This window comes from Rhodococcus sp. A14 (assembly GCF_011603105.1).
Classification (GTDB): Bacteria; Actinomycetota; Actinomycetes; order Mycobacteriales; family Mycobacteriaceae; genus Rhodococcus_F; species Rhodococcus_F opacus.
In genome coordinates, this window is record NZ_JAAOQS010000031.1 from 1 (window position 1) to 13,605 (window position 13,605).

Genomic DNA, 13,605 nt, shown 5'->3' on the forward strand with positions numbered 1-13,605 from the left:
CCGCCGTACCCGCCGCCGAACCCGCCGCCGCCGTACCCACCGGCGCTTGCCCGGACCCGTTCGTCGTAGTCCTCGGGCACACGCCGGAAGTCGTCACCGAATCGGTCGTAGCGTTTCCGGGTGTCCGGGTCGGACAACACCTGGTAGGCCTCGTTGGCCTCCTTGAACTTGTCCTCCGCAGTGGGGTCCTTGTTCACGTCGGGGTGGTACTTGCGGGCCAGCTTGCGGTAGGCCTGCTGGATTTCGTCGGTGCCGGCGCCCCGCGGGACCCCGAGCACTTCGTAGTAGTCACGCGCCATCGGTGCTCACCCCTCGGGGCGGCTGACGACCACCGCGGCGGGTCGCAGCTGCCGCCCGTTCTCTCCATAGCCCGGGCGCAAGACCTCGATCACGGTCCCGGAGGGAAGGTCGGGTTGGGCCACCACACTGACCACTTCGTGGAGCTCCGGGGAGAACGGCACACCGACCTCGTCGTGGCGCTCGAAGCCGAACCGTGACAGCACCTGCACCGCCTGATCCCGGATCGCCTTCACACCCTCGACGACGGTCTGAGGATCGCTGCCCGCATGGGCCAGCGCAAGCTCCAAATTGTCCAGTACCGGCAACCACGCCGCGGAAACCTTCGCCACCTCCGCGGCGCGTTCACGGTCCAGATCCTTGGCATACCGCTTGCGCAGGTTGTCCAGATCTGCGAGGGCCCTGCGCCAGCGGTCCTCGAGTTGAGCCAACTCGGCCCCCGTGTCGGTGCGATCGGGCGCCGTCTCGGTCTGATCCCCGTCGGTACCGTCGGTAGCCGGCTCGGTCGTCGAATGATCTGCAGACCTTTCCATCGTGTGCCTCAGCTTCGATCGAATTCGGCGTCGATCACGTCGTCGTCATCCGACGACGCAGCCTCTGCGTCGCCGGCCTGGTGTCCGTCGCCGCCGTCCTGGACCGGCGCGAGCCCGTAGAGCAACTGCTGGAGCTCCGAGGTGAGCGGCTCTACCTCCGCGGGTGAAGCACCGTCTTTCACGGCCTTCCTGGCGTCGGCGATCAGCATCTCGGCCCGCGCCTTGTCGTGCGGTGGCGCACTGTCACCGAGTTCGGCGAGTCGCCGTTCCACTTGATATGCAACCGAATCGAGCGCGTTGCGTGCGTCGACCGCCTTGCGCAGCGCCTCGTCCTCACCCCGATTCTGTTCGGCCTCGGCGAGCATGCGTTCGACCTCACTCTGGTCCAGGTTGCCCTGCTCACTGATCGTGATGCTCTGCTCCTTGCCGGTGTCCTTGTCGCGGGCGGTGACGTTGAGGATGCCGTTGGCGTCGATATCGAAAGTGACTTCGACTTGGGCCTCACCGCGTGGCGCGGGACGGATGTCTTCCAGCCTGAACCGGCCGAGCACCCGGTTGTCGGCGGCCCGTTCGCGTTCGCCCTGCAGCACCACGACGTCCACGGCGGACTGATTGTCTTCCGCCGTGGAGAACACTTCGCTGCGCCGGGCCGGGATCGTCGTGTTGCGCTCGATGATCTTGGTCATCACCCCGCCCTGCGTCTCGACGCCGAGGGACAGCGGTGTGACATCGAGTAACAGCACATCGGAGACCTCGCCCTTGAGCACGCCCGCCTGGACTGCGGCACCGAGCGCCACGACCTCGTCCGGGTTGACGCCCATGTGGGGGTCCTTACCGCCGGTGAGCCGGCGAACCAGCGCCTGCACCGCCGGAATACGTGTCGAACCACCGACCAGGATCACCTCGTCGATGTCGTTGGCGGTGACCTTGGCGTCACTCATCGCCTGCTTCACGGGGTCGAGGCAGCGTTCCACCAGATCCGCCGTCAGATCCTCGAACTTCGATCGCATGATCGTGGTGGTGAGGTGCTTGGGACCGTTCGCGTCTGCGGTGACGAAGGGCAAGTTGACCTGAGCCTGGGTGACCGAGGACAACTCGACCTTGGCTTTCTCCGCGGCCTCGAAGAGGCGCTGCAACGCCTGCGCATCCTTGCGCAGATCGATATTCTCCGCACGCTGGAATTCGTCGGCGAGGTAGTCCACCAGGCGTCGGTCGAAGTCGTCGCCGCCGAGGTGGGAGTCGCCGGCCGTGGAACGAACCTCGACCACTCCCTCGCCGACGTCGAGCAGGCTCACATCGAAGGTGCCGCCGCCGAGGTCGAAGACCAGTACGGTTTCGTGGGTCTGCTTGTCCATGCCGTACGCCAGTGCCGCAGCGGTCGGCTCGTTGATGATCCGCAAAACCTCGAGGCCTGCGATCCGGCCGGCGTCCTTGGTGGCGTTGCGCTGCGCGTCGTTGAAGTAGGCCGGAACGGTGATGACCGCTTCCTTGACCTTCTCACCGAGGAACTTGCTCGCGTCGTCGACGAGCTTGCGCAGCACGAGGGCACTGATCTCCTCCGGCGCGTACTTCTTTCCCCGCACGTCGAATCGGGCCTCACCGTTGTCACCTGGCACGACGTCGAAGCTGACCGCTTTTGCCTCCTCGGAGATCTCGTCGTAATGACGTCCGATGAAGCGTTTCGCCGAGTAGATCGTGCCCTTCGGATTCAAGATCGCCTGCCGTCGGGCAAGCTGACCCACCAGGCGCTCGCCGCTCTCGGTGAACGCCACCACCGACGGCGTCGTCCGCGCTCCCTCGACATTGGAGATCACCACCGGTTCGCCGCCCTGCCAGCTTGCGATGACCGAGTTGGTGGTGCCCAGGTCTATACCCACAGCGGTCGCCATGACTCATTCCTTTCGATCGGTCCGGCCGGTGAGCAGGCGGACGGCTTCGTCCGCGACCTCGACATCGGCGAGGACTTCGTAGTGACGTGGTTGTAATGACTGGATTGAGGTGAAGTCGCGCCGGCCGCCCTGCAGCGCATACATGAGCAGGCCGAGCAGTGCGCCGACAACGGCACCGAACACCAACCCGTAGAAGGCGAGCGCGAGGCCCGTGAGCAGCGGCTGGACCCAATCGAGTAACCCGAAGATCCAGCCGAACAGCGCACCCGTCAGCGCGCCCGCGGCGGCGCCGCGCAGAGCGGCCCAGCCGTAATTCAATCGGCCGAGGACCTGTTCGACCAGCTCGATATCGCGACCGACGATGGCGAGTTTGTCTACCGCGAAATGTTGGTCGGAGAGGTAGTCGACGGCGCTCTCGGCGTCGGCATAGGTGTTGAATGTCGCAATCACCTGGCGTGCAGGTGGGTGTGGACTTACGGCGGAGGTTCCGCCACTGGACTCTGACATCACGCCCCCTAGGCGTCGATGACTTGGATTCGCCGAGCCCGCGCGTACCAGTTCGGCGTTCGGTCGATCGGTCAACCGTTTGAGCTCACGGAAGCTCAACCGCCTGAGAGTTAGTTCCTCATCCGCCACTGGGCGTCATCAAGATTCGCCCTACGGGCGTCCACACAACGGGAAACAGTGGCGTCCACACCTCGCCCAGGGCATAGATGTCCGCCGGAACCCGCTCGAGGCGGCCGGTACGCGCACTCCGGGCATCAGCCACTACTCCGGGAATTCCATGAGTTGAACTCCCGATAGGAAATCTTCGCAGCCGAAGGAGGTGGGTGCCTAGGGCCCCGCAGGTCGAAAGCAGGAAGTCGATTCCACCCTGACAGTACAGTCGCGGGAGCGCTGGGAATAACAGCTACTTCATCCTCATGTAGAGGATCAGGCCGGCCCTCGGTGGTGGACCCTAATCCCCTGGTGCAGAATCGAACCAGTGACGAAATCTACTTTCCAGCTGTTGGATCAGCCCATCCGGTGGAGTCCACTAAACGCTGATTTCACTGTACGGCAACCGAATCGGGCGGAAACCGGGGAGCTGGTTTGAAAGTGAAAGTAGTACAACAGTATACGACTCGTCGCCGTAGCAGTTGAGACACGCGCACTGTGATCGTCGATGTAGATTCTCCATGGGTATGTGACGCGGGTCGGGAGTCGCCGACCACGGGAGCAAGCAGGAGTATGTTGATCGGGTGGGCCCACTCGCAGTAGGTGCATGCAGGAGACCGATGTCGTACGGGACCGGTCGCTGATGCGCGCGCCGTCGACCGTACGTTCCTCGATCTGGGTGCCGCTGGTCGCGATCGTGGTCCTCCTCCTCGCAGGATGCGGCGCCTCGGCTCCCACCACCTCGACGCCCTCAGCGGGGTCTGCCGTAGACCTGCCGGCACTGGTCCGGCAGGTGGAGGCCTCGGTCGTCACCGTGCTCACCGAGTCCGGCGTGGGCAGCGGCATCGTCTACAAGACCGACGGCACCATCGTCACCAACGCCCACGTGGTCGAGGGTGCCCGGCAGGTGAGTGTGGCCTTCGCGGACGGGCAACAGGTGTCCGCGAACGTGCGGGCCGTCGATCGCGTGACCGACGTCGCGGTCCTTCAAGCGGACCGCACGGATCTGACTGCGGCGACGTTCGAGACAGCGCTGCCAGAGGTTGGCGCGCTCGCCGTAGTCGTGGGTAGTCCGCTGGGGTTCGAGGCCACGGTCACCTCGGGCATCATCTCAGGATTGCACCGTCAGATCCCTGGGTCGGCCTCCACCGAGGCGCCGCTGGTCGACCTGATTCAGACCGACGCCGCGATCTCGCCGGGTAACTCCGGGGGTGCGCTGATCGACGGACAAGGGCGGGTCGTGGGGATGAGCCAGGCCTACATTCCCCCGTCGGCGGGTGCGGTGGCTCTGGGCTTCGCCATCCCCGCGGCGAATGTCGTCGACATCGCGGACCAGCTGCTAGCCTCGGGAACCGCCCAGCATGCGTACGTCGGCATTCAGCCCGGCACACTGACCCCGCAGATCGCCGAACAACTGGCGGTCGACCGCACCAGCGGTGTCGTCGTCCTCGAGGTCGTCCCGCTCGGTCCGGCAGCGACCGCGGGTATCCGGCCGGGCGATGTCATCACCGCGGTCAACGGCCACGACACCGAGTCGGCGGAGGACTTCATCGCGGCGATCCGTGCCGTCGACCCAGGCGATCGAGTCGAACTGACCGTGCTCCGCGGCGGCGAGACCCAGCAGATCTCGGTTACCGTGACAGACCGCCCCGCCGGCTGAACGACGATTCCAAGAGCGACCGAAACGCGCGTGGACGGAATCGGTGCTGCGGCCCGGCACGTTGCGTTGGCTAGCCGATTGTAGTCGTGTCGACGGTGCATCCTCGGCCGCTCATGGTGTCTACGGGACAGAGGCGGCGGAGATCCGCGGCGGCGCTGTAGTGGACTCGCACGCACTGGCTGGAGTTTGGGGGCAGACCGAGCGGGTACGCGAAGGCGGTGAACGAGCACCTGCAGGGAGTGCAATCCAGTGCGGCCGGTGAGCAGGTCTCGGTGCTGTTCATCGCGGATCCGGGCACGCCTGCGGCTCTCGCGGAACGTATCGCGGAGTACCTGCCGCAACGCCTGCAGAGCCGTGATCGCCCCGAGCGTCGGTGGACGACGTGCGTGCGCCGAAAACCGTACCTCCCCGACGAGCAAGCAGACTTCGCAGATGTCATCGACACAGTCGATCCGTCCTCCGAAGCGGAGGACATCGTCGTATACCTCACCGATCTACCACGCCGCGAGGACACCCTGCCGGTGGTGGCCGACGTCAGCGCCGACTACCTCTTCGCGCTCATCTCCGTCCCCGGGGTGGGCGGCGTCTACATCGAGCGCCGCGTCCGCACCGTCACCGAACTCGCGATCGCCTGCGTCCTCGGTGAACCGGAACTCATGCCCCCCGGCGCGGCGCGACGGTTCCGGTCCGCGCAGATCAAGGACGGTATCCGGTACTTCGCGCCCTCGGGGCTGCGGCGGCTGCGGCTGCTGTCGGGAATGGTGCGGGCCAACCGGCCGTGGCGACTGGTCACCGGACTGTCGAAGGTCCTCGTCGGCGCGTTCGCCACGGGTGCGATCGCACTGGCCACCGACACGATCTGGTTGTTCGCCGACACGATGGGTCCATGGCGTATGAGTGCGGCGACGATCCTGTCGATCGTAGCGATGATTCTCTGGCTGATCCTCGATCACGAACTGTGGGAGCGGCCGAAGTCGCCGACGGAACGCGATCGATCGGTGCTGTACAACACCGCGACCGTGGCCACCCTGGTCATCGGCGTCGTCATCCTCCACGTGGCCCTGTTCTGCCTGCTCCTGTTCACCACGTGCCTCGCTCTTCCCCCGGAACTGCTGTCCCCCGTTCTCGGGCGCGCGGTGAACTTCTCCGACTACCTCACGCTCACCTGGCTGCTGGCGTCCATCGCAACCATCGGTGGGGCCCTCGGGTCGGGTCTCGAGGACGACGCCGCCGTCAAGGAGGCGGCGTACGGGGTCCGGCAGCGGCAACGCATCGAGGAGACGTGACAACCGTCGAACGAGGCGCGATGATCGCGGCCCGCGAAGCGTACAACCCGGCGTCCAGTGAGCCTTGTGGTCAGCATCCGTCATGGGTGTGCAAGGCGGGAAGGCGTAGCGGGCTGCAGCAGGCTGGCAGCCCCGCCGAAGGCCAGCCCCCAAACGGCACTGAGGTACACCGCGGCACGGGATTGCGCGAGAAGGCCGAGGACGATCGTAGCTGCTCTGAGCAGGCTTGCCGATGACAATTTCCAAGGAGAATTTGGCCCCCGTGCAGGCTCTATCCGGTCACCTCGATGATTGGAACGACACGCTCGACGCCGAGTACCACGATTCCCCAGAGTTCTTCGACAGATTTGGCGCTATGGTCGACGTCCCCCGATCACGTGGGGCGCTCACCCCTATCGAACAAGCGCTGATTGGGGTCGCTGTCGTAGGCAACGCTGCCAGCACGAATTGGCCGCGACTGCGTGCATATGTGCGGGCGGCTCTCGACCTCGGCGCGAGTCGAGCCGAAGTCCGTGACGTATTGCAGCTGGTCAGCATCATGAGTATCCATGCGCTGTCGATCGGGGCGCCGGCCGTTGCAGAAGTTCTGTCCGAACGGGGGATTCGTCCTCCATTCGGGCTGAGCGACCGACAGCGGAACCTGCGTGCGGATTTCGAACAGAAGCGCGGGTACTGGCACAAGAGATGGGACGATGTCTTGGCGCTCGACCCGGACATGTTCGAGGCCTACATGAACTTCTCCACCGTCGGGGCCCAATTCGGTTCGCTGCCAGTGAAGTTGCGTGAATTGATCTACATTGCCAATTCTTGCGTGGTCACACACCTATACGTCCCAGGCGTGCAGATCCATACGCGGGCCGCGCTGGATGCAGGTGCCAGCGTGGAGGAGATCCTGTCGGCTATCGAGATAGCCACGTTCACCGGTGCGGATCCGTATTTCGAGACAATGACGCGCATACCCGAATTGTTCGAGTGACGGGGCGACCGCCCTTACAGTTTGATCACCGCACTCGCAGAGCAACGCGCTCAAGGATTTACACCACTCCCCGGGGCTCTATCTCTGAATCTCGTCGCCGACCAGGTTGTCGGCCAGTTCGGTGACCGCGGCGGTGGTGGCAGTCACGTCCCACACCCGGCTGACCCGCCGGCCTGCCCGGCCCGGCCGCGGCACTCGGGCACACACCGTGCCCGCCGCCTTGGCCACATCGATCGCAGCAACCCGATCGATCACCAACTCGTGATCGTCGTCGGGAATCTCTTCCGGTTCCGGCTTCACTTTGTTTGTCCTCCAGTCGCGTCGGCACTCTCCACGGGCGGGCCGCCTGGGGCCTCGGTCGAGGGAATCCGAAATTCTGACCGGCGTGCTCGAAGCAACAGTGCATGACCTTTCCAAGGTCGGGCCCCGGCCCCAGGCTTATTTACGGGCTTACACTCCCAAGAATACGTCGGCGTCGGCAGGCGACCCGACCCCATTTTCAGGCCTGCGAGGCGTCCCGGGAACGGAACTGGGTGCTCATTTGACTTGACGAATTGCGGGTTCCATGGAGTTCGTCCGCCGACTCCACGTTCTTAAAAGGTTGACGTCGTGCACTTTTCCGATGACCCACCAGAACTCGGGCCGTCGAGGGCCTGGAACAGCGCCGGGTGCCGTCCAGGCCGGGCGGCCGAACAGTTTGCAGATCTTCGCCCTTGGGGTGTGGCGGGGAACGCGAAATCCGAGGTTCGACGCCGAGGCCGGGCCTTGGTTTTCGGCCCAGAATGACCTCGGTATCCACGGTACCACCGTCCCACGGTTCGGCGAGCTCGGTCTCGAACTGGACGGCCGCGAGATCACGAAGGGGGTGACATCGCCCAGGCGGGGTGGCAGCGCGTTGCCTGTGCACCGCGGTCGTGGTAGCCGACCCAGCTGGAGATCGCAGGCCTTGAGATCACCCGGCCGGTGTTGCCGATCCACACTACTTGCGGGCGAGCGAATGACTTTCTGCCGACTTGCGATCGGGGTGATTGTCGCTTCGGACCCAGCGGCCGAGGAGGAAGACCGCAGCTCCGGCGACGAGCATTGGGACTGACATTGCGTAGAAGACTGCACTGGCAGACCAGCCCATGCCGAGTGCCGCTCCGACAGCGATCGGCCCGACGATGCCGCCGAGGCGGCCAACACCCAACGCCCATCCAACCCCGGTGGACCGCATCGATGTCGGATAGAACACCGCGGACAGCGCGATGAGGCTCTTCTGCCCACCGCTGATGCAGACCCCCGCAAAAAAATTGGCCGTCAATAGGACCCACAACGGCGCCGTAAAGGCGACACCGGTCAGCGCAACGAATGCGAATCCGACGACATAAACGGTTCCGAGGGTGACGTACGCGCCGAGTCGGTCCATACAGGGCCCGGTGACAAATGCAGCGGCGATGCCGCCGACAGTCGTGAGGGTGGTGGCGGTGACCACCGTACCCATGTCGTAGTCCAGGCTCGTCATGATCGACGGTAGCCAGCTCTGCAGCGCGTAGAACTCGCCGAGGTTGATGACGAAGACCAGCCACAGCAGCAGGGTTCCCAAGACCCGGTCACGGGTGAACAGGCTCCTCAGTGCAGTGCGTTGTCCGTCGGTCCGCTTCTCGGCCTCGTAGGTGATGTCGGGGCCGACGGCGAGGGCGGGATCAATTTTGCGGAAGATCGCCTGGATTCTGTTGGGCTCCGCGCCTCTGTTGATCATTGAGGTGAGTGAGTCCGGCAGGTAGCGCAGCAACGCCGGGAGCAGGAGCAGCGGTGCTACTGCGCCGACGACGAGTACCGACCGCCAGCCGAGGATCGGGATCAGCCAACCGGAGACCAGCCCTGCCGCGACGAATCCGAGGGAGAAGCCGCAATAGATCACCAGGACGAAGGTTGCCCGAAGACGCTTGGGGCTGAATTCGCCCGTCAGTGCGATGGCACTCGGCGCGGCGGCACCGAGCCCCATTCCGGTGATGAAGCGCAACGCCATCAGTTCGGTGACGTTCTGTGACCAGGCCGCCGCCAACGTGCCGAGGGCGAAGATGACCGTGCTCGTGAGGATCATCCGGCGGTGGCCGAACCGCTCGGACAGCGGCGAGAGCGCCAGATAGCCGACCATGAGACCGGCGAGAGCGGCGGAGAAGATGGGCCCGAGCACCTGTTTCGACAGGCCCCACTCCTCGGCGATGTGGGGCGCCATGTAGCTGATGCTCTGAGTGTCGAAGCCGTCGATGAACATGACCACCCCACACAAAGCGATCACGATGTACTGGTATCGACTCACTGGCCGCGAATCGATGAAATCCGGCATTTTCACGCGCGATGGTGCTAAGGACATGATTGCCTCACATTATCTGATGCCCGGTTTCCCGGATGATGTGGTCGTGGTAGCGGATCACGCGGTGACAACGGGCTCGCCCGACGGTACGAAGGCGTCGCAATAGAAATTGTCTGGCGCCAAACCGGCCTCGTGGACAAAATCCTCGCGTGCCGCCGAGGTCATTGCGGGGCTTCCGCATGCATAGACCTCGTGGTCGCTGAGGTTCGCGTAGTCCTCGAGCACCGCTCGATGAACGAGCCCGGTGCGTCCGGTCCAGTCCTCCGCGGGATGTGACAGGACGGGAGTGAATGAGACACGACCCGGATCCGAGGCCCACTTCTCGGGCAACTCGGGTAGGTAGATGTCGCCCTGTCCTCGTGCGCCCCAGTAGAGGTGCACGGACCGTTCTCCACCACGTTTGAGGTGGTCCTCGATGATCGATTTGACCGGGGCGAAGCCGGTGCCACTGGCGACGAAGATGACCGGCCTGTCCGAGTCGGGGTTCAGTGAGAACTCGCCGTAGGGCAGCTCGATCCTCAGTCTGGTTCCCTTTTCGAGCCCGCCGAGCACCTCATCGGAGAAGCGTCCACCCTGCACCCGACGAATGTGAAGCTGCACTCCGTCGTTCTCATGCGGCGGATTCGCCATCGAATAATTCCGGCTGTCACCGTCGTCGAGAAAGACTTTCAGGTACTGCCCGGCAGCGAACTTCGCACGCACCCCGGTGGGGAGACGCAGCTGCACCACCGTGACATCGGGCGACGGACGGGTGATCCGATGGACCTTAGCGGTCAGGGTCTTGCGTATCACCCTGTCCTGCTTGGTGATCCGCTTGGGCGTGATCGAGGTGTCGGTGCTCGGCCGGGCCTGGCAGAACAGCACTCCGCTCTGAGGGCCTTGCGACATCCCCCAGCCGCGCACATCGAGGCAGCCGGCATCGAGTGCGCCTTCGCAACTCGAGCACACGCCTTTGCGGCACGAGTACGGGATCGCGTATCCGGAACGTTCCGCCGCGTCGAGCACGCTCTCATCGGGCTCGCACGGAAAGCTAATGTCCGTTCCGGTGACAGTTACTGTGTAGGTCATGAGGTAGCTCCAAAGGTGCCGGGTGCCGACATGTGGGTTTCGGCGGCGCCGACGAGTCGCAGCGCCCCGACTACCGCATCCGGGTCGGCTGTGCCCTTGCCGGCAATGTCGAACCCCGCGCCGTGGCCGACACTGGAGAACCGCACTCCGGCGCCGATCGTCATCGCGGCTGCGCTGCGCCCAGCGAGGAGTTTGACGGGAATATGGCCCTGATCGTGGTACATGGCGACGAACGCGTCGAAGCCTGGGTCTGCCAGCATGAGGTCGGCCCCGACCGGTCCCGAGGCGTCAATCCCTGCGGCGCGCAGCCGCTCCACCGCTGGCGCTGTCACCCGCAGGTCCTCGTCACCGAACAAACCGCCCTCGCCGGCGTGTGGATTGATGCCGAAGACGCCGATGCGCGGGGACGGGATGCCCTGCGCCTGTAACGTCTCCACCGCGGCACGTGCCGCCCCGTGCACCAGCTCGGGCGTGAGGCGCCGAAGCGCATCCCGCAGCGATTCGTGCAACGTTGCGTGCACGATGCGCAAACCGGCACCGATCAACATCAAGAACACCTGATCGGGCCGCGCGCCGACGAGTTCGGCCAGCAAGCTCGGATATCCGTCGAAGGAGATGCCGGCGGCGTTGACCGCGGTTTCCGAGTGCGGGCATGCGACGATGCCGCAGGCTCCGCCGCCCTGCAGACATCGCACCGCCCGTTCCAGATACGCCACCGTCGCCTTCCCAGCCTCTGCTGTCACCCGGCCCGGTGCGAAAGCCCCAGCGGGCAGCGAGTGCACCGGAAGCAGGTCGACGACATCGGTCACGGGCGTGGCCAAGCCGTCGGCTGTCTCGCGGACCGTCATGCCTGCCCAGCGGGCGAGCGGCTCGACGACACATCGATCGCCCACCAGGACCGGATTGAATGCGGGATGCTCCTGCGCTGCCATGACGGCCTTCACCGCGAGCTCGGGGCCGATTCCATTCGGATCGCCGATCGTGAGCAAGACCCGCGGAGGGGACCCACTCATAGCGGGAGCGCCAACAGGGTATCGATGTTGGTGCTGTCGCACACCACGACTCGTTCGGCAATCTTCAACTGATCGTCCACGTCGACGTAGCGGTCGACATACCGCCCGCTGGCGAAGATGTCGGATTGGCCGTCACGCATCACCCGTACCACCAGGAAGCTGGTCTCGGCATGGATACCGTCACCGTTCTCTTCCAGGACTGAGGGCTGGCCCAGGATGTGACGGTAGGTGTGTTGCTCGTAGATGTTGGCTTCACGCAGCGCCGATACGCGGTCGACCAGCATCCGGCGAGTGTTGGCCCACACCAGTCCGGCGGGCAGGCCTTCGCTGTAGTTCTGTGCGGTGGTGATCCGGTACATGCAGTTTTCGACGAAGAAGTCCGGCCACTGCTCGAGCGGCCCCTCGTCGATGCAGCGGGAGTAGTCGGCCTGCACACGGCCGATTCGCTGGAAGTCGTTCACGCTCATGCCTCTTCCTGTCGGTTCATCGCGGCCCGGTATGCCTTCCAGAAGCCGCGGACCGATGCTTCGGTGACACGGCTTTCGCTGGATTCGGCGAGACAGCCTCCCATTTCGAGCACGGCGGACTGGCGTGCCGCACCTGTGATTCCGCGTTGCACGAAGCCTCCGACGCAGCCGTCCTCCATCGAGATGTAGCCTGCGGGGCCCACGAGGTTGGCCTGCTTGAGTCGTACTTCCCGCTGCTCGGGAGTGTCTTCTTCGAAGCCGAGGTACGTCCAGTTCAGCCGTGTTCGTTCGACCCCGGTCGGCAGGATCTGGCGCACAGCCACGGAGTTCTGGATCTGCTGCAGCACGAAGCCCGGGAAGACGGAGAGGATCTGCAGCGTCGTATCGTCACCGACCTCGCTGAACCCCTCGAGCAACGTTGGATCGGCCAGTTTGTAGGCGCTTTCGGACCGGATGTTCTGATCCGAGTACGCGACGTCCTTCTCGGCGTCTCGGTCGATCGCCGAGTAACTGACGTGGTGGCCGCCGCTCTCGTCGACGATGATCCCACCGCGCTGCGACAGTCGGTTGAGCTCGAAGGTCGTGAAGAACAGGTGCAGGATGCTGGCGTGGTAGGAGTCCTTGACGTTCTCTACGTACAGCTTCCAGTTATTGGGAAGGATCTGTGTGAAGCGTCCGATGATCTCGGGGGTGCGTCCACCGAGGACACGGGCGATCCGACTCGTGATCTCTTCGCCGAGATAGTCTTCGATGTCGGGCACGTCATCGGAAAAACTCCCGAAGACCAGACCGTAGAGGACGGCGATGCGCATCTTGCGCGGTCCGTGGTCCTCCATACAGAACGAATCAGGCATTCCCCCTTCGCCCTTGACCCCATCTTTGAACGCAACGCCGGTCAGATCGCCCTGCAGGTTGTAGCTCCACGCGTGGTAGACGCACGTAAAGTCCTTCGTGTTTCCGCGGTCGTCCAGCGCCAGCAGGGCGCCGCGATGGGCGCACCGGTTCTCGAAGCCGTAGAGCTCACCGTCGCGATCACGCGCCACGATCACCGGCGTCTCGCCGACGAAGGTGGAGCAGTAGTCTCCCGGGCCGGCTACCTCCGCCTCCAGGCACAGGTAGCTCCAATACGGGCCATGGAACAACTTGGTCTGCTCGGCTGCGTAGATGTCCTCGCCCTGGAACACCCGATACGGCACCCGGGTGAGGTCGTCAGTCCAATCCGCCGTGGTCTCGCGGACCGTGTGGACAACGCTGCTTTCCATAATTTCTCCTCAGTCTGGACAACCAGTCGGGACATCAGAGAACTCGCTCGCCGGGACTTGACAAGCCCCGTGGCTGTTCGTATAACGAACAAATGAGCAATTCTCGAACAATTAAGCCGGACGATAAGGGAAGTGTCA

General features: G+C 64.4%; 13 protein-coding genes. 3 read left to right on the top strand and 10 right to left on the bottom strand.

All coding sequences use genetic code 11. The features are described from left to right. From G9373_RS18055 to G9373_RS18070, 4 genes are all read right to left on the bottom strand, one after another. Window positions 1–299 (bottom strand): DnaJ domain-containing protein (locus G9373_RS18055; RefSeq protein ID WP_167116022.1); only part of this gene is annotated, 299 nt, incomplete at its 3' end. 6 nt (window positions 300–305) lie between these two features. Further along, the gene (locus tag G9373_RS18060) at window positions 306–830 is read right to left on the bottom strand and encodes a nucleotide exchange factor GrpE (protein WP_167116025.1); all 525 of its coding nucleotides are present in this window, start codon (window positions 828–830) and stop codon (window positions 306–308) included. Window positions 831–838: 8 nt separating this feature from the next. Beyond that, window positions 839–2,719, bottom strand: a complete 1,881-nt coding sequence (gene dnaK / locus G9373_RS18065; RefSeq protein WP_167116028.1) for a molecular chaperone DnaK — start codon at window positions 2,717–2,719, stop codon at window positions 839–841. A gap of 3 nt (window positions 2,720–2,722) precedes the next feature. Then, the gene (locus G9373_RS18070; protein ID WP_120660233.1) at window positions 2,723–3,226 is read right to left on the bottom strand and encodes a general stress protein; all 504 of its coding nucleotides are present in this window, start codon (window positions 3,224–3,226) and stop codon (window positions 2,723–2,725) included. Window positions 3,227–4,019: 793 nt separating this feature from the next. Here G9373_RS18070 and G9373_RS18075 point away from each other — a divergent pair. The 3 genes from G9373_RS18075 (at window position 4,020) to G9373_RS18085 (ending at window position 7,298) form a co-directional block, all read left to right on the top strand. Next, on the top strand, window positions 4,020–5,036 hold the full coding sequence (locus G9373_RS18075) for a trypsin-like peptidase domain-containing protein (protein WP_167116112.1): 1,017 nt from the start codon (window positions 4,020–4,022) through the stop codon (window positions 5,034–5,036). Window positions 5,037–5,254: 218 nt separating this feature from the next. Next, entirely contained in the window at window positions 5,255–6,322 is a 1,068-nt protein-coding gene (locus tag G9373_RS18080) for a hypothetical protein (RefSeq protein ID WP_005562379.1), read from the top strand. A 232-nt stretch (window positions 6,323–6,554) separates the two neighbouring features. Then, window positions 6,555–7,298, top strand: a complete 744-nt coding sequence (locus tag G9373_RS18085) for a carboxymuconolactone decarboxylase family protein (RefSeq protein WP_054247903.1) — start codon at window positions 6,555–6,557, stop codon at window positions 7,296–7,298. A gap of 78 nt (window positions 7,299–7,376) precedes the next feature. On the opposite strand, the gene G9373_RS18090 is transcribed toward G9373_RS18085, so the two are convergent. The 6 genes from G9373_RS18090 to G9373_RS18115 form a co-directional block, all read right to left on the bottom strand. Beyond that, on the bottom strand, window positions 7,377–7,598 hold the full coding sequence (locus tag G9373_RS18090; RefSeq protein WP_005566448.1) for a hypothetical protein: 222 nt from the start codon (window positions 7,596–7,598) through the stop codon (window positions 7,377–7,379). A 679-nt stretch (window positions 7,599–8,277) separates the two neighbouring features. After that, the gene (locus tag G9373_RS18095) at window positions 8,278–9,657 is read right to left on the bottom strand and encodes an MFS transporter (protein WP_167116031.1); all 1,380 of its coding nucleotides are present in this window, start codon (window positions 9,655–9,657) and stop codon (window positions 8,278–8,280) included. A 57-nt stretch (window positions 9,658–9,714) separates the two neighbouring features. Further along, a complete protein-coding gene (locus G9373_RS18100; protein ID WP_043789745.1) occupies window positions 9,715–10,725 on the bottom strand; it encodes a 2Fe-2S iron-sulfur cluster-binding protein in 1,011 nt (336 codons plus the stop codon). Next, the gene (locus G9373_RS18105) at window positions 10,722–11,738 is read right to left on the bottom strand and encodes a 4-hydroxythreonine-4-phosphate dehydrogenase PdxA (RefSeq protein ID WP_005256014.1); all 1,017 of its coding nucleotides are present in this window, start codon (window positions 11,736–11,738) and stop codon (window positions 10,722–10,724) included. The genes G9373_RS18100 and G9373_RS18105 overlap by 4 nt, the downstream gene beginning before the upstream one ends. Next, a complete protein-coding gene (locus G9373_RS18110; RefSeq protein ID WP_005256013.1) occupies window positions 11,735–12,205 on the bottom strand; it encodes an aromatic-ring-hydroxylating dioxygenase subunit beta in 471 nt (156 codons plus the stop codon). Before G9373_RS18110 ends, G9373_RS18105 begins: the two co-directional genes overlap by 4 nt. Then, complete coding sequence (locus G9373_RS18115) at window positions 12,202–13,467, bottom strand: aromatic ring-hydroxylating dioxygenase subunit alpha (protein WP_167116034.1); 1,266 nt, start codon at window positions 13,465–13,467, stop codon at window positions 12,202–12,204. Before G9373_RS18115 ends, G9373_RS18110 begins: the two co-directional genes overlap by 4 nt. Window positions 13,468–13,605: the final 138 nt, after the last annotated feature.

Excerpts from the sequence above, each read along its gene's own strand:
- G9373_RS18060 (WP_167116025.1), bottom strand. The coding sequence starts at position 830 with ATGGAAAGGTCTGCAGATCATTCGACGACCGAGCCGGCTACCGACGGT.
- dnaK (WP_167116028.1), bottom strand. The coding sequence starts at position 2,719 with ATGGCGACCGCTGTGGGTATAGACCTGGGCACCACCAACTCGGTCATC.
- G9373_RS18070 (WP_120660233.1), bottom strand. The coding sequence starts at position 3,226 with ATGTCAGAGTCCAGTGGCGGAACCTCCGCCGTAAGTCCACACCCACCT.
- G9373_RS18075 (WP_167116112.1), top strand. The coding sequence starts at position 4,020 with ATGCGCGCGCCGTCGACCGTACGTTCCTCGATCTGGGTGCCGCTGGTC.
- G9373_RS18085 (WP_054247903.1), top strand. The coding sequence starts at position 6,555 with ATGACAATTTCCAAGGAGAATTTGGCCCCCGTGCAGGCTCTATCCGGT.
- G9373_RS18095 (WP_167116031.1), bottom strand. The coding sequence starts at position 9,657 with ATGTCCTTAGCACCATCGCGCGTGAAAATGCCGGATTTCATCGATTCG.
- G9373_RS18100 (WP_043789745.1), bottom strand. The coding sequence starts at position 10,725 with ATGACCTACACAGTAACTGTCACCGGAACGGACATTAGCTTTCCGTGC.
- G9373_RS18105 (WP_005256014.1), bottom strand. The coding sequence starts at position 11,738 with ATGAGTGGGTCCCCTCCGCGGGTCTTGCTCACGATCGGCGATCCGAAT.
- G9373_RS18110 (WP_005256013.1), bottom strand. The coding sequence starts at position 12,205 with ATGAGCGTGAACGACTTCCAGCGAATCGGCCGTGTGCAGGCCGACTAC.
- G9373_RS18115 (WP_167116034.1), bottom strand. The coding sequence starts at position 13,467 with ATGGAAAGCAGCGTTGTCCACACGGTCCGCGAGACCACGGCGGATTGG.